The following is a 24,762-nucleotide window of genomic DNA, read 5'->3' on the forward strand; positions in this document are numbered from 1 at the left end:
CATCCCGATCGGCCCCGCCACCACCGCAGGCGCCATCTCCACCAGCCAGAAGGCAATGCCGAACGCCAGCGGCACCGCGAACACCAGCGCCAGCAGCGTCGTCGCCACCGAGCCGAACACCGGCGCCGCCGCCCCGAAATGCTGCGATACAGGATTCCACACCGTGCTCCACACAAAGCCCGGTCCGAACGCCGACCACGCCGAAAGCCCGCCCCACGCCAGAACCGCGATCAACCCGCCCAGCAGGCCAAGCATCAGCCACCCGGACAGACGTACCAGCCCCGCAAACACAGGGTCCCCCACCCCGCCGGTCGCGCGGGGCTGAACAGGAGAAGCCGCGGCAGACGACGCGGACGAAGACCCGGGCGAAGACGGGGACGATGTTTGATCCATGCGGACTCCGGACAGCAGGACGCCCCACATGGAAGCGACGTCAGGATCGGCCGCGCCGGACCGGCGCGAACGCGCGACCATTACTGGAGCGCACCCCGATCCGGCAACCTTCCATCGCCCCGTCTCAGCGCTTTATGGCGATCCGATGCCAAAGCGCGACAGGCGCTCGATCACCAGATCGAAGTAACCCTCGGCATCCACCCTGTTGAGAACAAGGGCGTTCGGATGCCCGCCGGTCACGCTCCACCAGTCGATCACCGTCATGCCCCGCGTCAGCGTTCCGTGGCATTCGACCGCGACATGCGCCAGCCGGCCGCTGAACAGATCCGGGCGCAGCAGCGCCGCAATCACCGTCGGATCATGCAGCGGCCCGCCATCCGTGCCCCACTGGCGCGCATTGAAGCGCTTGTTGAAGGTCAGCAGGTGATAGAACGCCTCGGCCAACGGCGTGCCGATCGCCCGCAGCCGTGCCATGCGCGCCGCCGTCGTCAGCGCCCGGTGCGTGCAGTCCAGCGGGATCATCGTGATCGGAACGCCCGATTCGAAAATCCGCGCCGCGGCTTCCGGGTCGACATGGATATTATATTCCGCCGCCGGGGTGATGTTTCCCCCCTCGGTCCGCGCCCCGCCCATCAGCACGATTCCGTGCAGGTGTTCGGCCAGGCGCGGCTCGCGCGCCATTGCCAGCGCGATATTGGTCAGCGGCGCCAGGCAGCACAGCGTCACGCTGTCGCGCGGGCGGCTCATCACCAGTTCGACGATCCGATCAGGGGCGAAGCCCTCGGCCGCCTGCAGCGAAGGCGGCGGCAGGTCATAGCCATCGAATCCGGTGGTGCCATGCACATGCTCGGCGGTACGCAGCGCCCCCACCAGCGGCCCCGCCGCCCCGGCATAGACCGGCACATCCCCCCGTCCCGCCAGTTCCAGCGCCATCAGGGCGTTTCGCGTGGTCAACGCCAGCGGCACGTTGCCCCCCACCGTCGTCAGCGCCAGCACCTCCAGCTCGTCGGGCGACGCCAGCGCCATGAGGAAAGCGACCGCATCGTCCGGCGACGGGTCAGTGTCGATAATGATGGCGCGCGCCACAATATCCCTCCTTCAATCGGACCGATCGTCCGGCACCCAGTACAGCATCCGCGCCAACGCCCGGTCCACCCCCCACCAGAGCAGCACCGTCATCGTCGCCAGTACCAGCAGCGCCGCGAACATCAGGTCGGTCTCGAAGCGTGTATTGGCCGTCTGCATCAAAAAGCCCAGCCCGGACGACGCCCCCACCCATTCCCCCACCACCGCGCCCAGCGGCGCGATCGCGGCGGCCACCCGCAGGCCGGAGGCAAAGGCCGGCAGCGCCGCCGGCAGCCGCAGCCGCAGCAGCACCAGCCCAGGCCGCGCATCCATGCTCCGCGCCAGATCCAGCCAGCCCGGCGGCGTGCGGCGCAAGCCATCGAAGAAGGACGAGGTGATGGGAAAGAAGATCACCAGCACCGCCATCACCACCTTCGAGGCGATGCCGAAGCCGAACCACAGCACCAGCAGCGGCGCCAGCGCAAAGACCGGCACCGCCTGACTGAGCAGCACCAGCGGCATCATCCAGCGCCGCACGGGGGCCGACGCCATCATCAGCAACGCCAGAACGCCACCGCCCAACGTGCCCAGCAGCAGCCCCGACACGGTTTCCAGCAGGGTCGTTCCCGCCGCGCCAGCCAGCAATCCACGCTGCGCCCACAGGGCCCGCCCCACCGCTCCCGGCGGCGGCAACAGATAGGGCGGCACCCCGCCCAGCCGGACGATCCCCCACCATAGCAGGCCCAGCCCGCACAACGTGCCCACCAGCCGGCCCAGCCGCCCCGCGATTCGCCGCATGCTCATGGCCCCGCCGCATCCAGCATGCGGCGCAGCAGCACCCCCTGGGCATGCAGCACGGATTCCTCATCCGCCGGCCGGGGCACCGCGCCCTCCGGCACCGCAATGCCCGCCACACGCACCGGGTCCCCCGCCATCAGCAGGATTTCCTGCCCCAGCCGGCAGGCCTCCAGCGGGTCATGGGTAATCAGCACCACCGTGCGCCCATGCAGCGTCTCGGCCGCCAGATCCTGCATCCGCGCCCGCGTCGCGCTGTCCAGCGCCGAAAAGGGCTCGTCCATCAGCACGACCGGACGATCCTCGTACAATGTCCGGGCCAGCGCCACACGCTGGCGCATCCCGCCCGACAGTTCGGCCGGCAGCGCCGCCAGCCGGTCGGCCAGCCCCATCCGCCGCAGCAACTCCGCCGCCCGGTCGCGATCGGGCCGCCGGCCGCGCAGCCGATCGCCCAGCATCACATTGTCGATCACCCGCGCCCAGGGTTGCAGCAGGTCGCGCTGGCCCATCCAGGCCACCCGGCCCGCCAGCGGCGCGCCGTCATCGGCCGCGACCGTGCCCACCGCCGGGCGGTCCAGCCCCGCGATCACACGCAGCAGGCTGGTCTTGCCCACCCCGCTGGAACCCAGCAGCACGGAAAACACCCCGGCCGGCAGCGTCAGGTCCAGTCCGGTGAACAACACGCGCCCGCCATGCGCCACGGCCAGATCCCGCAGCCTCAGCGCAGGTGCCGGTGCCGTCACCGGCGGCGAACGGGATAGGCCAGCCCCAGCGCGTCGCGTGCCGCCGTGGCCAGCCGGTCGACCCGCTCGTTATTCTCGTCGCCCGAATGGCCGCGCACCCAGCGCCACTCGACCTGGTGGCGCTTGCTGATCTCCAGCAGCCGCCGCCACAGATCCATGTTGGCGACAGGATCGCCCGAGGCATTGCGCCAGTTCCGACGCACCCAGCCGGTGTGCCAGCGGGTGATGCCGTTGCGCACATATTCGCTGTCGGTATGCAGTACCACGATGCAGGGGCGCTTCAGCGCCTCCAGCGCTTCGGCTGCCGCCGTCAGTTCCATGCGATTGTTGGTGGTCTCGGCCTCGCCACCCGAAATCTCGCGCTCGGTGCCACGGAATTTCAGCAGCGCCGCCCAGCCGCCCGGGCCGGGATTGGGCTTGCAGCCGCCATCGGTCCAGATCTCGACCGGCGCGGACGCGTTCGGCACGTCAAGCTCGAATGCGGCATCGGCCTCGATCGGCCGGTCGGTATCAGACGCCATAGACCGACGCATCCTCCGCCGCACGATGAAAGCGCAGGCGGCGCAGGTAATCGAGCGGGTCCTTGCGCGTCACCATCGCGCCGGGTGGCGTGTTCAGCCAGTCATACAGCCGGGTCAGCAGAAACCGCATCGCGGCCCCCGCGGCCAGCACCTTCATCGCCCGCCGCTCGGCCGGACTGAGAGGCCGCACCGTTTCATACCCCGCGATCAGCGCCCGCGCCCGCTCGGGCACGAACGCGCCATCTTCCTCGAAACACCAGGCATTCAGGCAGATCGCAATGTCATAGGCCAGGAAATCGGTGCAGGCGAAATAGAAATCGATCAGCCCCGACACCCTGCCCTCCAGAAAGAAGACATTGTCAGGGAACAGATCCGCATGGATCTGCCCACGCGGCAACGCGTCGGCTCCCGGCCAGGCCGGCAGGATCGCGGCCAGCGCGGCATCCAGTTCGGCCCCAAGGCCCGGCGACACCGAATCCGCGTCCGCCCGGCAGGAGTCCAGCAGGGGCGCCCAGGCGGCCGGCCCCAGCCCGTTCGCACGTTCGGCCGTATAATCCCGCCCCGCGACATGCAGCGCCGCCAGCGCGGCCCCCACCGGCGCACAATGCTCCACCCGCACGTCGCGCGGCCACACACCGGGCAGAAAGGTCGTGATCGCCGCCGGCCGTCCGGCCAGGCTGCGCAGGGCATCGCCGTCGCGCCCCGCCACCGGGCGCGGGCAGGACAGGCCGTGATCGGCCAGAGCCCCCATCAGCCCCAGGAACCAGGGCAGATCGGCGGGATTCACCCGCCGCTCATACAATGTCAGGATAAAATCGCCGTCCGTGGTCCGCAGGACGAAATTGCTGTTCTCGACCCCTTCGGCAATGCCCCGATAAGCCGTGAGTTCACCGATATCGTAGAGGGACAGGAACGCCCGCAGCGCCCCATCCGACACATCCGTATAGACAGCCATGCGAACCGGGCCTGATCAGCCCAGCGGCGCCGGCAGGCGGAAGGTCACATTCTCTTCCTTGACCGTCCGTTCCTCGATTTCCAGCGTGAAATGCTTGGCCAGCGCCGTCACCATTTCCTGCACCAGCGCCTCGGGGGCCGAGGCCCCGGCGGTGATGCCCAGCGTGTTCACCCCGTCCAGCACCGACCAGTCCAGGTTGCTCAGGCGCGGCACCAGCAGGGCGCGCGGCGCGCCGGAGCGTTCCGCCACCTCGCGCAGGCGCTGGGAGTTGGAGGAATTCGGCGAGCCGATCACGATCACGAGGTCGCAACCCGGCGCAATGGCCTTGACCGCTTCCTGGCGGTTGGTGGTGGCGTAGCAGATATCCTCGCGCTTCGGCCCTTCGATCAGCGGGAAGCGGCGGCGCAGGATCTCGACGATCTCGGCAGTGTCATCGACCGACAGCGTGGTCTGGGTGATGAAGGCCAGGCGCGCGGGGTCGGCCGGCTGCACGGTCCGGGCCTCTTCCGCGTCGTTGATCAGGGTCACCGCGCCGGCCGGCAGCTGGCCCATCGTGCCCACCACTTCCGGGTGTCCGGCATGGCCGATCATCAGGATGTGGCGGCTCTCCGGGCCACCATCGGCGAAATGACGCTCGGCCTCGCGATGCACCTTGGAGACCAGCGGGCAGGTCGCATCCAGATACAGCAGGTTGCGCCGCTCGGCCTCGGCCGGCACCGTCTTGGGCACGCCATGGGCCGAGAACACCACATGCGCGTCGGCCGGCACCTCGTCCAGTTCCTCGACGAAGATGGCACCCTGCGCTTCCAGCTCCTCGACCACGGTCCGGTTATGCACGATCTCGTGCCGCACATAGACCGGCGCGCCATAGCGGCGGATCGCTTCCTCGACCACCCGGATCGCGCGATCCACCCCGGCGCAGAAGCCGCGCGGCCCGGCCAGAAGAACCTTCAGCGACCGCATGGGCGCCTCGACGGAAGCGGAATCGGAGGTCTGAATCATCTGGTCGGGCATGGTGTTCCCCAAACGGCCGGCGAGCGGTATAGGATACGGGCCGGGGGCTGCGACCGGCCGGCCGCGCATCCCGGTGCTGGTCCGGCCCTACGCAAACCGGGGCCATGGCGCAAGCCATTTTCCTGTAACCCCGGTGCATTTGGACATACAAGTCCAGCCGGCGCCACACAAGCAGCCCGTCCACATGGCGGTCCCCGCAACCATGACCAAGCACGAGACCCCGGAACCCGCATGACCTCCCGCATGACCATCGTCAGCCCGAGCGGCCTTCGCCGCTTTCGCCCCGCCCATCTCAGCGGCCTGGCGATCCTGCCGCTCGCCATGTCGCTGGCGGCATGCAGCCTGGACAATCCGGATGCCTTCGCACCGTCCTGCCCGATCGTCGAGGTCCCCGGCGCGGCGGCCGACCTCGTCGCCTTCACCGGCCCGTCGCACGATATCGGCCATCTTGCCTCCCGTGCCAGCGTGACGCGCGTCACCGGCCAGTGCCATAAAGGCGAGGGAAAATCGGCCTCGGTCGTCGCCGATATCAGCCTGGGCCTGAACGTCACGCGCGGCCCCGGCGCCGGGCGCACGCTCGAAATCCCGTATTTCGTCGCCGTGGTCTATGGCGACGAGATCAAGAACAAGAAGCAGTTCACCGAGACGGTGCAGTTCCCGGCCAACGTCACCCAGATGCTGACCCACACCCGCATCGTGCCGATCACGCTGCCCGTATCCAAGCATGTCACGATCGACGGCTACCGGCTGGAAGTCGGCCTCCAGTTGACGAAGGAGCAACTGGATTACAACCAGACCCACCTGATCGCGCCGACCTTCCATCACATGTGACCAGCAAGCGGCCGCAGGCGCGCAACCATGCCGGCGGCGGCCGGCGCCCGCCCGCGGCCTTCACCGACAGACCAAGCGATATCAGCGACATGAAGACAGCATGACGGACACCGCCCTTTCCCAGACCGCGCCCGCCCTCAGCCAGCGGGAAATGACCGTGCGCGGTTTTATCCTCGGTGCCCTGATCACCATCGTCTTCACCGCCTCCAACATCTATCTGGGGCTCAAGATCGGCCTGACCGTCGCGTCGTCGATTCCGGCGGCCGTGATCTCCATGTCCGTACTGCGGGCGATGGGCGGCTCCACGATCCTCGAGAACAACATGGTCCAGACGCAGGCCTCGGCGGCCGGCACGCTGTCCTGCGTGTTCGTCTCGCTGCCCTGCATGATCATGATCGGCTACTGGCAGCATTTTCCCTATCTGGAGACGACGCTGATCACACTGGCCGGCGGCATGACCGGCGTGCTGTTCACCGTTCCGCTGCGCCGGGCCATGGTGACCAACAGCGACCTGCCCTACCCCGAAGGCGTCGCGGCGGCCGAGATCCTGAAGGCTGGGTCCGAAAGCGGCAGCCCCGAGAGCCTGCGCGCCCTGCTGACCGGCGGCATCCTGTCGGCCCTGGTCACGTTCGCCACCGGCGGGCTGCGCCTGCTGGCCGACGGCGCGGCACTGACCGCGACCTGGGGCGGCGCCGTCTTCCGCGCCTCGACCGGCTTCTCGCTGGCCCTGCTGGGCGCGGGCTACCTGGTCGGAATCGCCGGCGGCCTCGCCATGCTGATCGGCACCCTCATCGCGTGGGACGTCGCGGTCCCGATCCTCAGCGTCCGGCTGCCCAATCCCGGCCACCTCGCCGCCGGCGATTTCGCAACCCAGCTCTGGACGCACAAGGTGCGGTTCCTGGGCGCCGGCACCATCGCCATCTCCGCCATCTGGACACTGGCCCTGCTGGCGCGCCCGGTCGCGGCCGGCATCCGCGACATGATGCACGCCCATGGTTCGGACGGCGAGGACGGGCGCATGCGCGACCTTACGCCGCGCACGCTCCTGCTGCTGACCGGCCTGTGCCTGGCCATCCTGTTCGTCCTGTTCGTCGCCTTCCAGTATCCCTTCGCCCATGGCGGTGCCATCGTCACGGCGGCGCTGGCGGCGGTGGCGTTCTGCGCCCTGTTCGGCTTCCTGGTCGCCGCCGCATGCGGCTACATGGCCGGCATCGTGGGGTCCTCCTCCTCGCCCCTCTCAGGCATCGCGATCATCGCCATCGTCCTGGTCGCATCCTTCATGCTGGTGCTGGAACCGCTGGGCGTCCTGCCCACCGCGATGTCCGCCAACGGCCGGCACCTGGCCGTGGCCTTCGCGCTCTATATCCTCTCGGCCATCGTCGCCTCCTCGGCCATTTCCAACGACAACCTCCAGGACCTCAAGACCGGTCAATTGGTCGGGGCCTCGCCCTGGCGGCAGCAGGTGGCGCTGCTGGTGGGCTGCGTCAGCGGCGCCATCGTCATTCCGCCGGTGCTGGAACTGCTGTACCAGGCCTATGGCTTCGTCGGCGCCATGCCCCATGCGGGCATGAACCCCGACCATGCCCTGCCCGCACCGCAACCCGCCCTCCTGACCACCATCGCCATCGGCATCTTCCAGCACCAGCTCGACTGGACGATGATCCTGATCGGCATCGCGCTGGGCGTCGTACTCATCGTCGCCGATCTGGGCCTGCGCCGCATCGGCGGGGCCCTGCCGCCGCTGGCGGTCGGCATCGGGCTGTATCTTCCCCCGGCGGTCAGCGTCACGCTGGCCATCGGCGCCATCATCGGCTGGGCCTGCGCGCGCGGTGCCCGTCAGGCCGAAGGCGGCGTTGCCACCATGCTGGCCTCGGGCTTCATCGTAGGCGAAAGCCTGACGGGCGTGCTGCTGGCCGGCGTCGCCGGCGCCACCGGCCGCGACGACACGCTGGCCATCCTCTCACCCGACACGACCACGCTGCCGTCGGTACTGGGATTCCTGGTCTTTGCCGCCATATGTGCATGGTTCGGCCACCGCATCCGCCGCGCCTGATGGGACATGCGCGCTGGCGGCGATCCAGCCCACATGTCCCATCAGGCCCTGAGAGCGTCGACACGAACGGCAAAAGGAGTTTCGGACGTTGATCCCCTTCTCGGTCCTCGACCTGTCCCTGATCGTTCGCGGCAGTGACGCCGCCACAGCTTTTCGCAACAGCCTCGACCTCGCGCGCCATGCCGAGGCGCTGGGCTTTCACCGCTACTGGGTGGCCGAACATCATGCCATGCCGGCCATCGCGTCGGCGGCGACCGCCATCCTGATCGGCCATCTAGCGGCGGGCACGCAGCATATCCGCGTCGGCGCCGGAGGCATCATGCTGCCCAACCACGCCCCCTTGATGGTGGCCGAACAGTTCGGCACGCTGGAAAGCCTGTTCCCCGGCCGGATCGACCTCGGGCTGGGCCGCGCCCCCGGCTCGGACCAGGAAACGATGCGCGCCCTGCGCCGCGACCCCACCAGCGCCGATCGCTTCCCGCAGGACGTCGCCGAGCTGCTGCATTATTTCGCCCCGCCCCAGCCCGGCCAGCGCGTGCAGGCCGTGCCCGGCGCGGGCATGGATATCCCGGTCTGGCTGCTGGGATCGTCGCTGTTCTCGGCCCATCTGGCAGCCCATCTGGGCCTGCCCTTCGCCTTTGCCTCGCATTTCGCACCGGACATGATGGAAGAGGCCGTCACGCTCTACCGCCAGCATTTCACCCCATCCGCCCGGCTGGCGCAGCCCTACGTCATGCTGGGGCTGAACGTGGTGGCCGCCGACACCGACGCGCAGGCCCGGTTCCTGTTCACCTCGCACCAGCAGCAATTCGTCGCCCTGCGCCGGGGCCGGCCCGGCCAGTTTCCGCCCCCAGTTGCCGAAACGGAAGGACTATGGACCCCGGCCGAACAGGCCGGAATCGACCGGGCGCTGGCCTGCGCCGTCGTGGGCGGCCCTGACACCGTGCGCACCGGCCTGGCCCGCTTCATCGCACGCCACCAGCCCGACGAGCTGATGATCGTCGGCGCGATCCACGACCACGCCGCCCGCCTGCATTCCTTCGCCCTCGCGGCGGCGGCGCGGCACGCGCTGGCCGGGGCTTGACCGCACAGGACCGTGGACGGGCCGTATCGCGAATGCGATGATGCAGCCATGTCCATCCAATTCGCCGACCTCACTTTCCCTCCCCCCTCCGCCGAAAGCCTCGATGCGGCCTTCGGCGCCGTATCCGCCCTGCTGGACGAAGGCGACCGCGCCCAGGCACTGGCCCGCTTCGACGCCGAACGCCGGGCCTATGACAGTTGGGCCTCGATGGTCGCCCTGCGCTTCTCCCAGGACACCACCAGCCAGCAGGCCCGCTCCGATCGCGACCTGGCCGACCGCCTGACCCCGCACGTGACCGAGCTTGAAGTCGCCATCAAGCGCCGGCTGCTGGATGATCCCGACCGCGCGGGCCTCGCCACCGCCATCGGCACCCACACGGTCCGCCTGTGGGAAACCGACATCACCACCTTCGATCCGCGCATCCGCGAGGCCCTGGAAGAGGAAGCCCGGCTGGGCGCCGACTATACCGCCCTGCTGGCGGCCGCACGCGTGACGGTGCAGGGCCAGACGGTCAATCTGTCCGGCCTCGCCCCCTTCGCCGAACATCCCGACCGCGCCGTCCGCCACGAGGCCGAGAAGGCGCGATGGGACTTCTTCGCCGCCAACGGGCCCGAGCTGGACCGGATCTACGACCAGTTGGTCCGGGTGCGCCACGGCATGGCGCGCACGCTGGGCTATGATACCTACACCCCCCTGGGCTACCGGCGGATGCGCCGCGTCGATTACGGGCCCGAGGACGTCGCGCGCTTTCGCGACGACGTGCTGGCCCATATCGTGCCGCTGGTAAGCGCGATCATGGAAAACCGCCGCCTGACCATGAACTGGGACCGGCTGCATTTCTGGGACGAATCGCTGATCGACCCGCTGGGCAACCCGAAGCCGGCCGGCGACCACGACCTGCTGCTGGAACGGGCCCAGACGATGTTCGACCGCATGGGCGGCGATCTGGGCGCGTTCTACCGCCAGATGGTCGCAGGCGGCTTCCTCGACCTGCGCAATCGCGAGGGCAAGGCCGGCGGCGGCTTCTGCACCGCCTTTCCCAGCGTCGGGATGCCCTTCATCTTCGCCAATTTCAACGGCACCCAGCACGACATCACCGTCTTCACGCACGAGATGGGCCACGCCTACCAGAACTGGAAGAGCCGCGACCTGCCGGGGATCGACCTGCTGTGGCCAACCATGGACGCCGCCGAGATCCATTCGATGGCGCTGGAATTCCTCACCTGGCCGCAGATCGACCTGATGGTCGAGGAGGGGCTGGCCGACCGCTTCCGCCGCATGCACCTGATCGGCTCGCTGAGCTTCCTGCCCTACGCCGTCTGCGTCGATCATTTCCAGCACGAGATCTACGCCAACCCCGATATGACGGCCGCCGAACGGCATGAAACCTGGCAGCGCCTGGAAAAGCTGTACCTGCCCTGGCGCGATTACGGCGACCTGTCATGGCCAGCCGGCGGCGGCCGCTGGCAGGCCCAGGGCCATATCTACCGCTCGCCGTTCTATTATATCGACTACACGCTGGCCCTGTGCTGCGCGATGCAGTTCTGGCTGCACAGCCGGGCCGACCAGGCAGGCGCGATGGCAATCTATGCCGACCTCTGCGCGCTGGGCGGCTCGCAGCCCTTCACCGGCCTGGTCGACGCCGCCGGCCTGATCAGCCCCTTCAAGCAGGGCACCCTGGCCGACATCGTGCAGGAGGCCGACCGCTTCCTGCACACGCGCTAAAGGCTGCTTGCAAAGTCACCCTGCCGGCGATCCGGCGTGCCGCTTCGCGGCACCCTCACCCGGCAGGCCGACTTTTCAAACAGCCTTTCGAATCAAGAAAGGCGGGGGAAACCCCCGCCCTTCCATTCAGGCCCCGCGCCCGTTCCAGCCGGCCAGCAGGTCAACGACCGCCTGGGCCGACATGCGCCGCGCATTCCCCAGTTCCAACGTACCGTCCGGGTTCAGCAGCCGCCCCTGCGGCGTGACGATCAGCACCGTGGGCACGGCCTTGATCGTCACCCCATAATGCTGGGCGATATCCAGGTTGGTATTGATCCGCCCGACATTGACCATCACGGTAACGAAATGCGCCGCCACCCAGGGCGCGACCGAGGGCAGCGCCAGAACACCCGACAGCATGCGGCAATCCGGGCACCAGTTGCCGCCGAAATCGATCAGCACATTGCGGCCGGATTCCTTGGCCGTCTTGAAGGCGGCATCGACCTGCGCCTGCGCACCCTCGGTCGGCCCATAGGGTGCGGCGACCGGCTTCGGCGTTTCCTGCCCCACCTGGGGCACGGGCGGCAGGTCGGCCAGGGCCGGGGTGGCGGCCAGGCCGGCCATCAGGACGGTCAGGGGAAGAAGGCGGCGGAAAATCATGAAATTCAGTCCATGAAGCCAGGGATGAACAAGGCATAATATCAGGTTAAGATGGATCTTACGCGGCGAAAGCCATACAGATCCATCATGACGATAAAAGGATCTTCTCCCGGATGACAGAGGCCGCGCAACCCGGCATCGCCCGCACCCTGATCAAGACCGCCGCCATGGTGGCCGTGACGGCCGGCCTGATGGCCACCCTGCGCTACAGCGCCCATGTCGCCTACCTGGTCGATCACATTGCCGGAACACGGCTGTGGAGCAGCCTGTATGGCATGACCGGCGCCTCGGACGCCGAGGCGCGCGAACGGCTGATCGTGATGGGGGTCGCCGTCGCCTGCTTCCTGCTGGCCCTGCCGATCGTGCAGGGCGGCGAATGGGCAATCGACCGGCTACGCGCGCGCCGGTCCTCAGCCGGGCGGTAACGGCCCGGCCTGCGCCGCCGCATCGCGGTCCCACAGAAACGTCAGCTCATGCTTGTTGTGCCACAGATGCAGCACCCGCCCGCCGGCAATCGCGGCGAAGGCGGCAGCGGTCTCGTGGTCGGTGGTGCCCTGGAACTTGATGGTCATCACGATGCGCCGCGCCGTGCCGCCCGCGATCCAGCGCCGCGCCAGCGCCAGCAGGCGCGTCGGATAGGCGATGATATCGGAGAACATCCAGTCCACCGCCCCCAGTTCGGCGGGCTCGATCCCGAACGCGCTTTCCCGGCGCAGCGTCACGCCCGGCATCGCCGCCACCTGTGGCGCGAGGTCCGCACGATCCACCGCCACCACGTCCGCCCCACATTGCGCAATCGCCCAAGTCCACCCGCCGGGCGACGCCCCGAGATCGACGCAGCGTTCGCCCGGCATGGGCCACGCACCCAGCCGGGCGCAGGCTTCCCATAATTTCAGATAGGCGCGCGAAGGCGGCCCCACCCGATCCTCGACGAACGGCACCACCCCGTTCACGAAGGGCGAGGATTTGCGCGTCGACAGCAACAGCGTATCCGGCGCCAGCAGCGTCCACCCGCCCAGATGCCCGGTGGGCGCCGCGGCGGGAAAGACCAGCGGCCGGGCGGCTACCGGCGGCAGGCGATCGGCAATCAGCGCCGCGCGACGGTGATGGCGCACGGCATGGCAGGCCCAGTTGCGCTGCCGGCCGCGCAGCAGCGCCACCGCCGCGCCGATCGAGGCGACGGAATGGATCTCGGGCTCCAGCCAGATATCCAGCGCCCATGCCGCCGCAACCGGCGGGCTGGCCGAAAGCGCCAGCCGCCCATGCCACGCCATGATGTCCGCGCCCTGCCGGCCCAGTTCCTCGGCCAGCGCATCCTCGAACCCTTCGGCCGCCAGATAGGCCCCACGTACCGGGTGCGGCAGCACGACCGGCGCCTCATCGCCATGAACAGGTGCGGTCATCGGCGCAGCCCGTCCACCGCCAGCAGCAGCCACCCCAGCATCAGCAGGCTGCCACCCGTGGGCGCAACCGGGCCCAGATGCCGCCCCGTCACGCCGGTCCAGCCGACGGCACCGCTGAACAGCACCACCCCCAGCGCAAAGGCGGCGCCGGCCAGCAGCAGCGGCACCCGCCGCCCCCGCACGCACAGCAGAATGCCGACCGCCAGCAGCGCGGGCGCATGCCACATGCCCATCTGCACGGCCTCGCGCGCCAGATCACGGCCCGAGGAAGTGGCGAACATCGCATCGGGCAGGTGCGCTGCCAGCGCGCCGCCCGCCACCGACAGCAGCCCCAGCAGGCCGCCCAGCGACAGGAAAAGCCGGGCCGGGCGCGGCACCGAACAAACCGAACAAGGAGAACCAGACAAAGTCATCACGACCGGCAGTCTAGCCGGGCGCCCCTGTTGCCGTATAGTCGCCCCATGCCACGCCACGACCTGTTTCCGGACATCGCGCCGTACGAAAGCGGCACCCTGCCTGTCGGCGACGGGCACGAACTCTATTGGGAACAGGCGGGCAATCCGGCCGGGCGGCCGGTCCTGTTCCTGCATGGCGGCCCCGGCGCGGGCAGCGGGGCGGTCCATCGCCGCTTCTTCGATCCCACGCACTGGCGAATCGTGCTGTTCGACCAGCGCGGCGCGGGCCGCTCGCGCCCGCACGCCTCGGTGGTCGCCAACACCACGCCGCACCTGGTGCAGGATATCGAGCGCCTGCGCACGGCGCTGGGCATCGCAGACTGGCTCCTGTTCGGCGGTTCATGGGGCTCGACGCTGGCACTATCCTACGCCCAGGCCCACCCCGAACGGGTGCGGGCGATGATCCTGCGCGGCATCTTCCTGGGCCGGCCGAGCGAACTGGACTGGTTCTTCCACGGGCTGGCCCAGGTCTTTCCCGACGCGCATGCGGCCTTCCTGTCGCACCTGCCCGAGCATGAACGCCACGATCCGCTGGCGGCCTATTGCCGGCTGCTGTTCGATCCCGATCCGGCGATCCACCTGCCGGCGGCGCGGGCCTGGTCGGGCTATGAGGGCACATGCTCCACCCTGATCCCGGCCCCCGCCGCCGTCGCCGGCTTCGCCCGCGACCGCGCGGTGATCGGCCTGGCGCGGATCGAGGCCCATTATTTCCGCCACGGCCTGTTCCTGCCACCCGGCGGCCTGCTGGCCCATATGGAGCGGATCGCCCACATTCCCGGCATCATCGTCCAGGGCCGCTACGACATGATCTGCCCCTGCACCTCCGCGTGGGACCTCGCCCGTGCCTGGCCCGGCGCCACACTCAGCCTGGTGCCCGATGCAGGACATTCCGCGCTGGAACCGGGAATCCGCCGGCGGCTGGTCACCTGCGTCGAAGAGATGCGCACGCTCTAGCCGCATCGCCCGAACCCCTTGGGGATGCCCACGTTGGACCTGTGTCCGCCATGCCGGGAAAGGATCAGGGACCGATGACGAAACATGATCGCTGGGTGCTCTCCGCATTACTGCTGCCGCTGGCCGCCTGCGCCACCGCACCGAAACCCGCACCCGCGCCGCCGCCCGCCCTGACCGAGACCGACGCCACGTTCATCGACAAGGCCGCCCGCAGCAACGATTTCATCATCGCGACGGCAAAGCTGGCCGCCACCCAGGCCCGCAACCCGCATGTCAAGGATTTCGCCGCCCGGCTGGTCTCCGACCACACAGCCAGCCAGGACCGGCTGAAGGCCATCGCCGACCGGCATGGCACCACCCTGCCCGACGATCTGAACACGGACGAGGAACATGTTCTGGACAGTCTGAAGGCCGAAAAGGGGCGTGCCTTCGACCGCGACTTTACTGCCCTGCAGATCGCGGGCCACAATGACGCCGCCCCGCTGTTCCAGGCCGAAGCCGCTAGCGGGTCCGACCCGGCCCTGAAAACCTACGCCACCGACATGCAGGCGGCCATCCAGTCCCATCTGGACATGGCCAGGACATTGGGCCAACACGGGCACCATCGTCGCCCACATCACTGACCGGAACGAAGCTGCAGCCGGTCCCCCGACCATGAGGAACCGACACGCACCATGAGCATCCGAATCGATCGCATCGTCACCCGCGGCGGCGATGGCGGGCAGACCGCGCTGGGCGACGGAACGCGGGTGGACAAATCCTGCGCCCGCATCGAGGCCCTGGGCGCGGTGGACGAGGCCAATGCCACGATCGGCGTCCTGCGGCTGCATGTGCCGGCATCCTCGCCCGATGCCGCCTGCCTGGCACGCATCCAGTCCCTGCTGTTCGATATCGGCGGCATCCTGTGCGTGCCGGAATCCGGCCCGGCCGATACCGACAATTTCCGCGGCGGCGACGCGGCGGTCGCGTTTCTCGAACAGGCGACGGAACGGCTGCGCGCCTGCCAGGCGCCCCTGCGCAGTTTCGTGCTGCCAGCCGGCAGTCCGGGCGCCGCCCACGCCCATCTGGCCCGCACAGTGGCCCGCCGGGCAGAACGCCAGGTCGTGACGCTACGCCATGCCGAACCCGTCAGCGCGTCCGTCCTGCGCTGCCTGAACCGGCTGTCCGATTATCTGTTCGTACTGGCCCGGCACCTGAACAATGACGGACAGGACGACGTGCTGTGGCATCCCGGCAGCCCGGATATCTGAGAGCCCGACCGAAAATGCGCGCTGGCGGCGATCCAGCACGTGTTGCCTGCGCTTCGGTGTTCATGACCATCAAGGCCACTCCACTCCGATGCCTCGGCAAACACATGCCGGACGCGGCTCCTTGGGCCGCTCTCGCTCGCCAGCCCCCATTTTCGGTCAGGCTCTGACAGCGGCGTGCCTATCCGGGCCCACGGGATCTTCATTTTTTCAAATCATGTCGGCGCACCCGGCATCGCCATCCCGGCGGAATACAGGATCGAGCTAGACATCACGGAAACGTGATGTTTATTATCCCGCCAATTCCAGAACCCGGGGAAAAGACGAAAAGCCCCCCTGCTTCCTCCCACATCCCCCCGGTAATCAAGCAGGAAATACCCTACCCATCCAAAATCATCAGGATTTAAACAATAAACAATTACAACATTCCAATGCTATACCAAAAATACAATAGAATAGAAGAAAGAATCACCTTCCACAGAAACAAAATCCCACAATGAACACAAAAAATACACAATCTATCCATTCAATACGGCAATATTCGTAATTATTTACGACAATTTAATTCTAAATATTGCACAAGGGTGAAATTTTGCACATGCGGTATCAATTCAGCGCACAGCACCGGAAGAACATGCGATCAGCCCGGCCTTGCATTTTCTTCGGGAAAGAGAGTATATGAAACTTATTGGATCAAATTCTCTTATCCATAATGCGCTTCGCACCCACCGGTTCAGAACCGGTTGCCTGCCTTGAACCGGCGGTCGGTCATTCGGCGCAGCGCAACAACAGCTTCCGTTTCGTCCGGAATGAAATGAACAAGACAAGAAAAACGCCCCCACATCGGCATATTTTCAAACATTCCCCACGATTTTCATCTCCTGTTTGAGAGCCCCCATGTCCGCATCCTATAACGATACCTTCCCCTTTTCCGCAGATACCGAACAGCCCGACATCGACAATCGCGATGAGGTCAACGAACAGGCGCTGCGTCTCGCCCTGTCCCGTCTCGGTTCGAAACAATCCACCCCGGCTTCCTCCGCGCCATCGGCGCCCCGCGCCAACGCCCGTCCCTTCGATGCGGCACAGCGGCGGCGGAAATTCGTCCAGGACGGCGATGTCCGGGTCGAACATCATGTCCTGAACCGCCCCACGGCCCGCGCGATGCATGCGCCGCAGGACGATGGCGGCGAAATCGAGCGCCTGCGCCAGCAAGTCAAGCTGCTGCAAAAGCAGCGTGACGATGCCGACCGCGCCAGCCACGATGCCCAGACCAGCCTGCGCTCGCTGGAAACCCGCATCGGCCATGCCGATATCATCCTGGCCGAAGCTCAGGCCGGACTGGCCAGCCGTGACGAGGAAATCCGCGCCCTGCGATCCAGCCTGTCCGCGGCCCGTGCCGAAATCGCCCGCCTGACAGAGGAGCTTTCCACTCCCAGGACGCGCGCCGCGGCCCCCCAGCCGCCCAGGCCCGCACCGGTTCCCCGTCCCCGCCGCGCCCCGGCCCCCGAGGTGCTCGAGGACGAACCCGAGCCCGTGAAATGGTGGATCAGGAAGAAATAGGCCCGATCATCCGGACAATACGGCCCGTTCGCGCGGATTGGCGCGCCGGCCCTTGATCCGCGGCACGCGGAGCATGCCCCGCTTTTCCATCATGCTTGAACGGCTCGCGATCGTCCTGGTCATCGCCAGCATGGCCGGCGCGGCCGCAATCCTGATGATGGCGCCGCTGGTCAACGGGCTTTTCCTGCTGCTGCGCGATATTTTCGGCATCCTGTTCCTGCCCTTTTCCTTCCTGTTCGGCATGGCCGGACAGACGGACCATGCGCGGGTCATGGGCAATGTCGTCGGCGGCATGGGGATGGAACTGCTCTCTCACCCCCTGCGCACACTGGCCGCCGCCATCGCCAGCGCCGCCAGCGCCGTGCTGTTCGTCGTGGCGCTCAGCGCAGCCGGCCGCATCGTCATGGCCGCCTCGCTGGCCGCCGGGCTCGTGGCCTTCTGGCTGGCCGGCGCCGCGACGGGAATGATCCTGCTCCCCGGCCTGATCATCGAAATCCTGTACCTTCTGCGCCCTGCCCGCCCCGGCGGTACCATGCCGGGCGAGTAACGATTATGAGCAGGCACGACATAGGCAACCGGAGGCCGAAGGGTCGCCTTCGGCCCCGTATGCCGCCAGTGGCTTTCCCCCGCGCCTCGGTAAAGGCGCGGGTCACGGTCGTCAGATTGGCGCCCAGATATTCCGCAATCGTCCGCTGGGGCGGCAGCCACCCCCACGCCGTTTCCGGCCCGGCATGCTATCCTCCCGCACCGACGACCCGGTTACGAGACACAGAGCATGACCCGACCCGCCTCCCCCACGGCCTATCGCACACTGGACCCGGCCGGCATCCGCGCGTTTCTCGCCGCCCAACCCGCCCTTGCGGCGCGCCTGGGCGGCCAGCCCGACGTGTGGCGGGTGCACGAGGTCAGCGACGGCAACCTCAACAATGTGTTCCTGGTCGACGGCCCGGCCGGCGGCATCTGCTTCAAGCAGTCCCTGCCCCATGTCCGGGTCGACCCGAATTGGAAAATGCCGCTGGACCGCACGGCGTTCGAGGCCGCCTATCTGCGCGCCGTCCGCCCCCATGTCGGCGACCTGACGACCGAATTGCTGCATTTCGATCCCGACCTGTTCGTGCTGGTGGTCGAAAGCCTGGACGGCCATGTGGTGCTGCGCCATGGGCTGATGCAGGGCGGCGACTGGCCCGACGCGGCGGCCGCCATCGGTCGCTTCGTCGCCCGCGCAACCTTCCCGACCTCGCCGCTGGCCCTGAAATTCGAGGATGCGTCGACCCTGCTGGCCCCCTTCGCCCGCAATCACACGCTCACCCGCATCACCGTCGACCTGGTGCTGACCGACCCGTACCACCCCCACCCGCGCAATCGCTGGCTCAGCCCGGAACTGGATGCCACGGTGGCCGCCCTGCGCGCCGATCCGGCCGTGCGCCGACGGGTGGGACAGATGCAGGCCCGTTTCCTCACCTGCCAGCAGGCCCTGCTGCATGGCGACCTGCACACCGGCTCGGTCATGGTCTCGGGCAGCGACACCCGCGTCATCGACGGCGAGTTCGCCCTCCCCGGCCCGATCGGCTTCGATTGCGGCCTGTTCGTCGGCAACCTGCTGATGCACCTGTTCGCCACTCCCGCGCCCGAGGGCCGAGCCCGTGCGCTTCGCGACATCGACCGGTTCTGGACCCATTTCCGGCAGGATTTCACTACCCTCTGGACCAACGCGATCGCATGCGGCCAATCCGGCGACGCCTACGCCGCCCCCCTGTTCCGCGACGATCCCGCATCCCTGCAACAGGTGCAGACCCAGTTCCTCGACGACATCGAAGCCGACACGATCGCCTTCGCCGCGCTGGAAATCATCCGCCGCACCACCGGCTACGCCCACGTCGCCGATTTCGACCTCATCACGGACCGCACCGCCCGCGCAGCCAGACAGGAAGCCGCCCTGCGCCTGGCCCGCGACATGCTGGCAGAACCGGCACGCACACCCACCATCTCGGCACTCGGCGCGCTGGCCGCCGCACGGGCGGCCTGAACGCACGCCGTGCCGCCCCACTGTTTACGGGGTACAAGGGCTGCGCAATAAGGGCGCTCCCGCTCCGCCCCCCCTTCGGCATCTGAGGCCCCATGATCCGTCTCGACACTATCAGCAAGCATAATGGCCATCGCGTCATCTTCATCGAGGCCTCGGCGGCGCTGCAGAAGGGCGAGAAGATCGGGCTGGTCGGCCCGAACGGCGCGGGCAAGACGACGCTGTTCCGCCTGATCACCGGCCAGGAAGAACCGGATGAAGGCCATATCCTGACCGATCGCGGGGTCACTGTCGGCTTCTTCAACCAGGACGTGGGCGAGATGTCGGGCCGCAGCGCGGTCGCCGAGGTGATGAACGGGGCCGGCCCGGTGGCCGAGATCGGGGCGGAACTGGCCGAGCTGGAAACGGCGATGGCCGACCCGGAACGGTTCGACGAGCTGGACACCATCCTCGAACAGTTCGGCGAGGTCCAGGCCCGCTTCGAGGAACTGGGCGGCTACGCGCTGGACGGGCGCGCCCGCGAGGTCCTGCACGGGCTGGGCTTCAGCCAGGAAATGATGGACGGCGATGTCGGCCGCCTGTCGGGCGGATGGAAGATGCGCGTGGCGCTGGCCCGCATCCTGCTGATGAAGCCGGACGTGATGCTGCTCGACGAACCGAGCAACCATCTCGACCTGGAAAGCCTGATCTGGCTGGAGCAGTTCCTGGCCGGCTATGACGGCGCCCTGCTGATGACCTCGCATGATCGCGCCTTCATGAACCGCATCATCAACAAGGTGATCGAGATCGACGGCGGCGTCCTGACCAGCTTCTCGGGCGATTACGAATTCTACGAGCAGCAGCGCGCCCTGAACGAGAAGCAGCAGCAGGCGCAGTTCGACCGCCAGCAGGCGATGCTGGCCAAGGAAGTCGCCTTCATCGAACGCTTCAAGGCCCGCGCGTCACATGCCGCACAGGTGCAGAGCCGGGTCAAGAAACTGGACAAGATCGACCGCGTCGAGCCGCCGAAGCGCCGCCAGACGCTCGCCTTCACCTTCCCGCAAGCCCCCCGGTCGGGCGACGCGGTCGTCAATCTGCGCGGCGTGGACAAGACATACGGCAGCCGGGTGATCTATCAGGATCTCGACCTGCTGATCCGCCGGCAGGAGCGCTGCTGCGTACTCGGCGTCAACGGCGCAGGCAAATCGACACTCTTGAAGCTGGTCACCGGCACCACCGAACCCGATGCCGGCACGGTCACGCTCGGCGGCAGCGTCAAGATGGGCTATTTCGCCCAGCACGCCATGGACCTGCTGGACGGCGACCGCACGATCTTCGAAACCCTGAACGACGCCTTCCCCCTCGCCGCCCAGGGCTCGCTCCGGGCGCTGGCCGGCGGTTTCGGCTTCTCCGGCGACGATGTCGACAAACTCTGCCGCGTGCTCTCCGGCGGCGAAAAGGCCCGCCTGGTCATGGCGCTGATGCTGTACGATCCGCCGAACTTCCTGGTGCTCGACGAACCGACCAACCATCTCGACATCGCCACCAAGGAAATGCTGATCACCGCCCTGGCCGATTATGACGGCACCATGCTCTTCGTCTCGCACGACCGTCATTTCCTGGCCGCCCTGTCCAACCGCGTCCTGGAACTGACACCGGAAGGCATCCATCGCTACGACGGCGGCTATACCGAATATGTCGCCCGGACCGGCCGCGAAGCGCCAGGCCTGCATGCCTGACGCTTTATCCACAGGCGACCGCCAGCCACAGACCGGCCCTCAGAACTCCGCCGAAAGGGTGAAGTGGTAGACGCGCGGCAGGCCCGCATACAGGGTTGATGCCGCGCCCGACGTCCCGCTCGGCGCACCCGTATAAACCGATGCCCAATACCGTTCGTTGGTCACGTTGCTGACGCCGAAACGCGCGACCCACGGAAACCGGGCGACATGGAAGGCATAGCGCGTACCCAGTTCCAGCGTCGTGTACGATCCGGTATGCAGCGTGTTGGTCACGTTGGCCGCGCGGTTGCCCATATAATGGATACCGGCATTGAAGGCCCAGCCCGACGCGAAGGCGCCCAATGAAGCCGGCAGGCGGTAATCCAGCAGCAGACTGGCCTGCAACGGTGCCGCGCCCACAATCTCCTTGTTGTCATAGGCGGCGGTCCTGCTGTCGACCAGTTCCGCATCCAGCCAGGTCATGCCGGCAAGAACCGAGAGGTTCGGCAGCACTTCGCCCGAAACCTGGGCTTCCACCCCATAATTGCGCTGCGTTCCGCCATATGTGTAGGTCTGGCACGTCGTGCCGCCCGCGCACGTGCCATTTGCCGCGCCGACATACATCGCATAAGGCGACGTCATGCGGAAACCCGCAATGTTGAGCTGCATTTTCTGATAGCGCAATTTATAGCCGACTTCATATTCTTCCGAATGCGCAATCGGCAATGCGATGTTTGTATTGGTATAATATTGACTGTTCGGCGTCACCGGCCCCGCCTCGACCGACCGTCCATAGGTAAAATAGAAGGTCTGGTTGTCGGTCGGTTTATACATCAGGCTGGTCGTCGGGCTGAAAGCCGCGTCGGCCGAAAAGGTCTTTTTCAGCGCACTGCTGGCATTCAGCGCGCCCGCCTGGTCGATCCAGCTCCAGGCGAGCGTACCCATGATCGACCAATGTCTGTTGATCGTCAGCGTATCGCCCACGATAATGGACTGGCTGGTAATGGTACTGGACTTGTAACGACCCCGATAATAAGGCTGCGTGCCGCTGATGGGCGCGGCAGCATACATATTGTATGTTCCCAGGCTCTGCGCAGGTGTTACCGCACGTGTCGGGTTATAATTTCCCATCATGTACCCGTTGGTGCCGATGACCAGGTCATGCCTGATCGGCCCGGTATAAACACGGCCGTTGAAATACGCCATGTTGCTGCCGACGCGGAAATCGTTTGCCGTCGTTGTCGCAGTGGCCTTCGCAGAATAGAACCCATCCGTTCCGCCAGCCGCGGTCAGCGTATCGCTGATACCGAAGGACTGCCGCATGGCATCCTGGTAGAGCCCACCCAGCGTAAAGCTCCAATCCTCGCTGATCTGATGCCTGACCTTGGCGAGGAACGTATTGGTCTCCATGTTATAGCCGCTCCAGTCAGGAGCCAGACGCTTGCCCAGATCAGGTGCCTCGGGCAATTGCCCGCCAATACCGGTGGGGTTGGCGGCGGTGCCGGCAGGAATCCCGAAGCCTGGCGCCAGGCCACGCGCGGCGTAGGTATAATGGCTGGCGTCAATCTCGATAACCGTCCTGTCGTCCAGGTGGATATCGAAATCGGCGCTGACCATTTCGCGCCGTATCCAGCTTCCCGACGCGTAGGCCGTGCCATCGGCATGCAGCATGTTCAGGCGGTAGCCAAACCAGCCATTCCTGCCGACACGACCGGAGATATCGCCATTGACGATGGGGGTGCCGATGGAATCCACCCCGACCGAAAGCCGTTCGGTCCGCCGGTCGGTCGGGCGCTTGAGCGTATATTCAAAGACGCCGGCCGGATTCTGCGGCCCATACATCGCCCCGGCCAGACCGTTGAGGACTTGCAGGTTATCGACCCATTCGGCCGGATAAGGGGTGGTGGACACCACGTTCAGCCCGTCAAGGCGGGAATTGGCGACCACATCGGCCTCGAACCCGCGCGACTGCGGGCGGGACGTATTGGGGTCGCCCCGGATTTCGAGCTGCACCGAGGGCAGATACTGCGCCATGTCGTTGATGTTGCGGATCTGCTGGTTGACCACAACGTCATGCGGAACGCCCATGATGGAATAAGGCGTATCCAGCGTGTCCCGATTGCCCAGCGGCCCGAGATAGACGCTCTTGTTCATATATTTGGCGGCCGTGCCGTCCGCCGCATGATGGCCATGAACGGTCACGGTCTCGCCGTTGGAACCATCCAGTATCCCGGCGATCGGGGCCGTGGTGGCCGATGTTCCGGCAGCCGGCGTCCTGGCGGGGGGCGTTTTTACGGCGGCCAGGCTGCCAGTCCTGCCCTGCGGTGTGGAAGCAGGCGGTGCAGCCAGCGCCGAAGTGGCCAGCAGAGAGGCGCCAAACGTGCCGGCGATGAACAGGGCATGAAAACGATGGGGCATGAATCTGGCGCATCCGGACTATGAACAAAGAACGTAAGATGTGTTTTTCTGCCCGCCCTGAGACGGGGCTGTCTATATACCTCCGTACATAGATCTGTATATGGGTGGATATAATCACAGACTGTTGCCGGAATAATACAGGTCCGCGAAACAGGATGCTGGAAGAATGCCCATGGCGTTCGTCCACCCGGGCGACCTTTCAGCGGGCCAGGGACGAAAGGATGGATATGGCCATCCCCCTGGCTTCCACGCTTGCCGTCATCCTCTTACCGCAGGCATGATCACTCTCATGCGCCGTTTCCTGCCGATCCTCGCCCTGCTCCTGCCCAATGCGGCGGCGGCGGCACCAAGCCCCAGCCCCTCCGAGATCGTGGCCCACGCGCCCGACGCCGCCTGGGCCGACGTGCCACCGGACCGGCTGCTGGTCATGACGCTGGCCGACGGCGCGCAGGTCGCGATCGAACTCGCCCCCCAATTCGCACCAATCCACACCGGCAATATCGTGCATCTGGCGCGCGCGCATTGGTGGGATGGCGGCGCGATCATCCGCGTGCAGGACAATTATGTCGTGCAATGGGCCGCGCGCGACGAAAAGGCCAAGCCCCCCGCAGGCTTTATCGCCCATCCACCAGCGGAATATGATCGCACGCGTCAGGATATTGCCATTCGTCCGCTCGGCTTTCCCGATCCCTACGCGCCATCGACCGGGTTCTCGTCAGGATGGGCCGTCGCCGCGGATGGCGACCGGGTCTGGCTCCCCCACTGCTACGGCATGGTCGGCGTCGGGCGCGACATGCCCCCCGATACCGGCGACGGGCAGGAGCTGTACGCCGTCAACAGCGAAGCCCCCCGCCAGCTCGACCGCAATCTCGCCATCGTGGGGCGGGTTCTCACCGGCATGGAGCGTCTCGGCGCATTGCCGCGCGGCACGGCCGCCCTGGGCTTTTACGCCAGCAAGGCCCGGAACGTCGCGATCCGGAGCATCTCGCTCGCCGCCGACCTGCCCAGCGCCAGGCAGCCGCATCTTCAGGTCATGCGCACCGACAGCCCCACATTCACGGATTACCTGAACGCCCGCGCCAACCGTACGGACCCGTTCTTCGTCCGCCCCGCCCATGGCGTCGCGCTGTGCAATGTGCCGGTGCCTGTGCGGCTGAAACCGTGAAGTCGCGTTGTTCTTTTTT

The 24,762-nt window shown here is 66.9% G+C and carries 24 protein-coding genes and 1 pseudogene; 13 read left to right on the forward strand and 12 right to left on the reverse strand.

Annotated elements, in window-relative coordinates; all coding sequences use genetic code 11:
- The 7 genes and pseudogenes from pstC to ispH all read right to left on the reverse strand — a co-directional run.
- A pseudogene (gene pstC, locus HLH36_RS13590) lies at positions 1-303 on the reverse strand (phosphate ABC transporter permease PstC); the annotation flags it as partial.
- 222 nt (positions 304-525) lie between these two features.
- Positions 526-1,479, reverse strand: coding sequence for a nucleoside hydrolase (locus tag HLH36_RS13595; protein WP_182986905.1), 954 nt, complete (start codon positions 1,477-1,479; stop codon positions 526-528).
- Between the two features lie 12 nt (positions 1,480-1,491).
- Positions 1,492-2,256 (reverse strand): ABC transporter permease, encoded by a 765-nt coding sequence (locus HLH36_RS13600; RefSeq protein WP_220792852.1) that lies wholly within the window; start codon positions 2,254-2,256, stop codon positions 1,492-1,494.
- A gap of 2 nt (positions 2,257-2,258) precedes the next feature.
- Positions 2,259-2,996, reverse strand: a complete 738-nt coding sequence (locus tag HLH36_RS13605) for an ATP-binding cassette domain-containing protein (RefSeq protein ID WP_182986907.1) — start codon at positions 2,994-2,996, stop codon at positions 2,259-2,261.
- Entirely contained in the window at positions 2,993-3,517 is a 525-nt protein-coding gene (gene rnhA / locus HLH36_RS13610) for a ribonuclease HI (RefSeq protein ID WP_220792845.1), read from the reverse strand. Before rnhA ends, HLH36_RS13605 begins: the two co-directional genes overlap by 4 nt.
- A complete protein-coding gene (locus HLH36_RS13615) occupies positions 3,507-4,472 on the reverse strand; it encodes a homoserine kinase (protein ID WP_182986908.1) in 966 nt (321 codons plus the stop codon). The genes rnhA and HLH36_RS13615 overlap by 11 nt, the downstream gene beginning before the upstream one ends.
- A 15-nt stretch (positions 4,473-4,487) precedes the next feature.
- Positions 4,488-5,486, reverse strand: a complete 999-nt coding sequence (gene ispH / locus HLH36_RS13620) for a 4-hydroxy-3-methylbut-2-enyl diphosphate reductase (RefSeq protein ID WP_182968434.1) — start codon at positions 5,484-5,486, stop codon at positions 4,488-4,490.
- A 231-nt stretch (positions 5,487-5,717) separates the two neighbouring features.
- Here ispH and HLH36_RS13625 point away from each other — a divergent pair, with 231 nt between their 5' ends.
- The 4 genes from HLH36_RS13625 to HLH36_RS13640 all read left to right on the forward strand — a co-directional run bounded on the left by HLH36_RS13625 (position 5,718) and on the right by HLH36_RS13640 (position 11,179).
- Complete coding sequence (locus tag HLH36_RS13625) at positions 5,718-6,317, forward strand: hypothetical protein (protein WP_182986909.1); 600 nt, start codon at positions 5,718-5,720, stop codon at positions 6,315-6,317.
- Between the two features lie 100 nt (positions 6,318-6,417).
- On the forward strand, positions 6,418-8,370 hold the full coding sequence (locus HLH36_RS13630; protein ID WP_246376852.1) for an OPT family oligopeptide transporter: 1,953 nt from the start codon (positions 6,418-6,420) through the stop codon (positions 8,368-8,370).
- Between the two features lie 88 nt (positions 8,371-8,458).
- Positions 8,459-9,454 (forward strand): LLM class flavin-dependent oxidoreductase, encoded by a 996-nt coding sequence (locus tag HLH36_RS13635; RefSeq protein ID WP_182986910.1) that lies wholly within the window; start codon positions 8,459-8,461, stop codon positions 9,452-9,454.
- Between the two features lie 48 nt (positions 9,455-9,502).
- Positions 9,503-11,179, forward strand: a complete 1,677-nt coding sequence (locus HLH36_RS13640; RefSeq protein WP_182986911.1) for a M3 family oligoendopeptidase — start codon at positions 9,503-9,505, stop codon at positions 11,177-11,179.
- A 126-nt stretch (positions 11,180-11,305) separates the two neighbouring features.
- Here the strand turns inward: HLH36_RS13640 and HLH36_RS13645 are convergent, their stop codons facing one another.
- Positions 11,306-11,818, reverse strand: coding sequence for a thioredoxin family protein (locus tag HLH36_RS13645; protein ID WP_182986912.1), 513 nt, complete (start codon positions 11,816-11,818; stop codon positions 11,306-11,308).
- 113 nt (positions 11,819-11,931) lie between these two features.
- On the opposite strand from HLH36_RS13645, the gene HLH36_RS13650 reads away from it, so the two are divergent.
- Entirely contained in the window at positions 11,932-12,243 is a 312-nt protein-coding gene (locus HLH36_RS13650) for a hypothetical protein (protein WP_182986913.1), read from the forward strand.
- On the opposite strand, the gene HLH36_RS13655 is transcribed toward HLH36_RS13650, so the two are convergent.
- Positions 12,229-13,221, reverse strand: a complete 993-nt coding sequence (locus HLH36_RS13655) for an SAM-dependent methyltransferase (protein ID WP_182986914.1) — start codon at positions 13,219-13,221, stop codon at positions 12,229-12,231. The two genes, HLH36_RS13650 and HLH36_RS13655, sit on opposite strands and share 15 nt — an antisense overlap.
- On the reverse strand, positions 13,218-13,598 hold the full coding sequence (locus tag HLH36_RS13660) for a DUF423 domain-containing protein (protein WP_338030460.1): 381 nt from the start codon (positions 13,596-13,598) through the stop codon (positions 13,218-13,220). Before HLH36_RS13660 ends, HLH36_RS13655 begins: the two co-directional genes overlap by 4 nt.
- An 84-nt stretch (positions 13,599-13,682) precedes the next feature.
- Between HLH36_RS13660 and pip the strand changes: the two genes are divergently transcribed.
- The 3 genes from pip (at position 13,683) to HLH36_RS13675 (ending at position 15,880) form a co-directional block, all read left to right on the forward strand.
- The gene (pip, locus tag HLH36_RS13665) at positions 13,683-14,630 is read left to right on the forward strand and encodes a prolyl aminopeptidase (protein WP_182986915.1); all 948 of its coding nucleotides are present in this window, start codon (positions 13,683-13,685) and stop codon (positions 14,628-14,630) included.
- Positions 14,631-14,704: 74 nt separating this feature from the next.
- Positions 14,705-15,253: a DUF4142 domain-containing protein gene (locus HLH36_RS13670; protein ID WP_182986916.1), complete on the forward strand. Its 549-nt coding sequence runs from the start codon at positions 14,705-14,707 to the stop codon at positions 15,251-15,253.
- Between the two features lie 51 nt (positions 15,254-15,304).
- Complete coding sequence (locus HLH36_RS13675; RefSeq protein WP_182986917.1) at positions 15,305-15,880, forward strand: cob(I)yrinic acid a,c-diamide adenosyltransferase; 576 nt, start codon at positions 15,305-15,307, stop codon at positions 15,878-15,880.
- Between the two features lie 730 nt (positions 15,881-16,610).
- Here the strand turns inward: HLH36_RS13675 and HLH36_RS20090 are convergent.
- On the reverse strand, positions 16,611-16,739 hold the full coding sequence (locus HLH36_RS20090; RefSeq protein WP_275943804.1) for a hypothetical protein: 129 nt from the start codon (positions 16,737-16,739) through the stop codon (positions 16,611-16,613).
- A gap of 35 nt (positions 16,740-16,774) precedes the next feature.
- Between HLH36_RS20090 and HLH36_RS13680 the strand changes: the two genes are divergently transcribed.
- The 4 genes from HLH36_RS13680 to HLH36_RS13695 all read left to right on the forward strand — a co-directional run bounded on the left by HLH36_RS13680 (position 16,775) and on the right by HLH36_RS13695 (position 21,181).
- Positions 16,775-17,440 carry a coiled-coil domain-containing protein gene (locus HLH36_RS13680; protein WP_182986918.1) on the forward strand — a complete coding sequence of 222 codons (666 nt, stop codon included), beginning with the start codon at positions 16,775-16,777 and terminating at the stop codon, positions 17,438-17,440.
- Positions 17,441-17,513: 73 nt separating this feature from the next.
- Positions 17,514-17,987 (forward strand): hypothetical protein, encoded by a 474-nt coding sequence (locus HLH36_RS13685; protein WP_246376854.1) that lies wholly within the window; start codon positions 17,514-17,516, stop codon positions 17,985-17,987.
- A 228-nt stretch (positions 17,988-18,215) separates the two neighbouring features.
- Positions 18,216-19,466: an S-methyl-5-thioribose kinase gene (gene mtnK, locus HLH36_RS13690; RefSeq protein ID WP_182986919.1), complete on the forward strand. Its 1,251-nt coding sequence runs from the start codon at positions 18,216-18,218 to the stop codon at positions 19,464-19,466.
- 92 nt (positions 19,467-19,558) lie between these two features.
- On the forward strand, positions 19,559-21,181 hold the full coding sequence (locus HLH36_RS13695) for an ABC-F family ATP-binding cassette domain-containing protein (protein WP_182986920.1): 1,623 nt from the start codon (positions 19,559-19,561) through the stop codon (positions 21,179-21,181).
- Between the two features lie 39 nt (positions 21,182-21,220).
- Here HLH36_RS13695 and HLH36_RS13700 read toward each other — a convergent pair whose 3' ends face one another.
- Entirely contained in the window at positions 21,221-23,578 is a 2,358-nt protein-coding gene (locus HLH36_RS13700; RefSeq protein WP_182986921.1) for a TonB-dependent siderophore receptor, read from the reverse strand.
- 289 nt (positions 23,579-23,867) lie between these two features.
- Here HLH36_RS13700 and HLH36_RS13705 point away from each other — a divergent pair, with 289 nt between their 5' ends.
- The gene (locus HLH36_RS13705) at positions 23,868-24,743 is read left to right on the forward strand and encodes a peptidylprolyl isomerase (RefSeq protein WP_182986922.1); all 876 of its coding nucleotides are present in this window, start codon (positions 23,868-23,870) and stop codon (positions 24,741-24,743) included.
- Positions 24,744-24,762: the final 19 nt, after the last annotated feature.

This window comes from Gluconacetobacter aggeris, assembly GCF_014174395.1.
In the GTDB taxonomy this organism is placed as follows: domain Bacteria; phylum Pseudomonadota; class Alphaproteobacteria; order Acetobacterales; family Acetobacteraceae; genus Gluconacetobacter; species Gluconacetobacter aggeris.

Coding starts and splice junctions, on each gene's coding strand:
- HLH36_RS13680 (WP_182986918.1), top strand. CDS start 16,775: ATGTCCGCATCCTATAACGATACCTTCCCCTTTTCCGCAGATACCGAA.
- HLH36_RS13630 (WP_246376852.1), top strand. CDS start 6,418: ATGACGGACACCGCCCTTTCCCAGACCGCGCCCGCCCTCAGCCAGCGG.
- HLH36_RS13670 (WP_182986916.1), top strand. CDS start 14,705: ATGACGAAACATGATCGCTGGGTGCTCTCCGCATTACTGCTGCCGCTG.
- pip (WP_182986915.1), top strand. CDS start 13,683: ATGCCACGCCACGACCTGTTTCCGGACATCGCGCCGTACGAAAGCGGC.
- ispH (WP_182968434.1), bottom strand. CDS start 5,486: ATGCCCGACCAGATGATTCAGACCTCCGATTCCGCTTCCGTCGAGGCG.
- HLH36_RS13640 (WP_182986911.1), top strand. CDS start 9,503: ATGTCCATCCAATTCGCCGACCTCACTTTCCCTCCCCCCTCCGCCGAA.
- HLH36_RS13615 (WP_182986908.1), bottom strand. CDS start 4,472: ATGGCTGTCTATACGGATGTGTCGGATGGGGCGCTGCGGGCGTTCCTG.
- HLH36_RS13645 (WP_182986912.1), bottom strand. CDS start 11,818: ATGATTTTCCGCCGCCTTCTTCCCCTGACCGTCCTGATGGCCGGCCTG.
- HLH36_RS13655 (WP_182986914.1), bottom strand. CDS start 13,221: ATGACCGCACCTGTTCATGGCGATGAGGCGCCGGTCGTGCTGCCGCAC.
- HLH36_RS13675 (WP_182986917.1), top strand. CDS start 15,305: ATGAGCATCCGAATCGATCGCATCGTCACCCGCGGCGGCGATGGCGGG.
- HLH36_RS13705 (WP_182986922.1), top strand. CDS start 23,868: ATGCGCCGTTTCCTGCCGATCCTCGCCCTGCTCCTGCCCAATGCGGCG.
- rnhA (WP_220792845.1), bottom strand. CDS start 3,517: ATGGCGTCTGATACCGACCGGCCGATCGAGGCCGATGCCGCATTCGAG.
- HLH36_RS13700 (WP_182986921.1), bottom strand. CDS start 23,578: ATGCCCCATCGTTTTCATGCCCTGTTCATCGCCGGCACGTTTGGCGCC.
- HLH36_RS13625 (WP_182986909.1), top strand. CDS start 5,718: ATGACCTCCCGCATGACCATCGTCAGCCCGAGCGGCCTTCGCCGCTTT.
- HLH36_RS13695 (WP_182986920.1), top strand. CDS start 19,559: ATGATCCGTCTCGACACTATCAGCAAGCATAATGGCCATCGCGTCATC.
- mtnK (WP_182986919.1), top strand. CDS start 18,216: ATGACCCGACCCGCCTCCCCCACGGCCTATCGCACACTGGACCCGGCC.
- HLH36_RS13650 (WP_182986913.1), top strand. CDS start 11,932: ATGACAGAGGCCGCGCAACCCGGCATCGCCCGCACCCTGATCAAGACC.
- HLH36_RS20090 (WP_275943804.1), bottom strand. CDS start 16,739: ATGTTTGAAAATATGCCGATGTGGGGGCGTTTTTCTTGTCTTGTTCAT.
- HLH36_RS13685 (WP_246376854.1), top strand. CDS start 17,514: ATGCCCCGCTTTTCCATCATGCTTGAACGGCTCGCGATCGTCCTGGTC.
- HLH36_RS13600 (WP_220792852.1), bottom strand. CDS start 2,256: ATGCGGCGAATCGCGGGGCGGCTGGGCCGGCTGGTGGGCACGTTGTGC.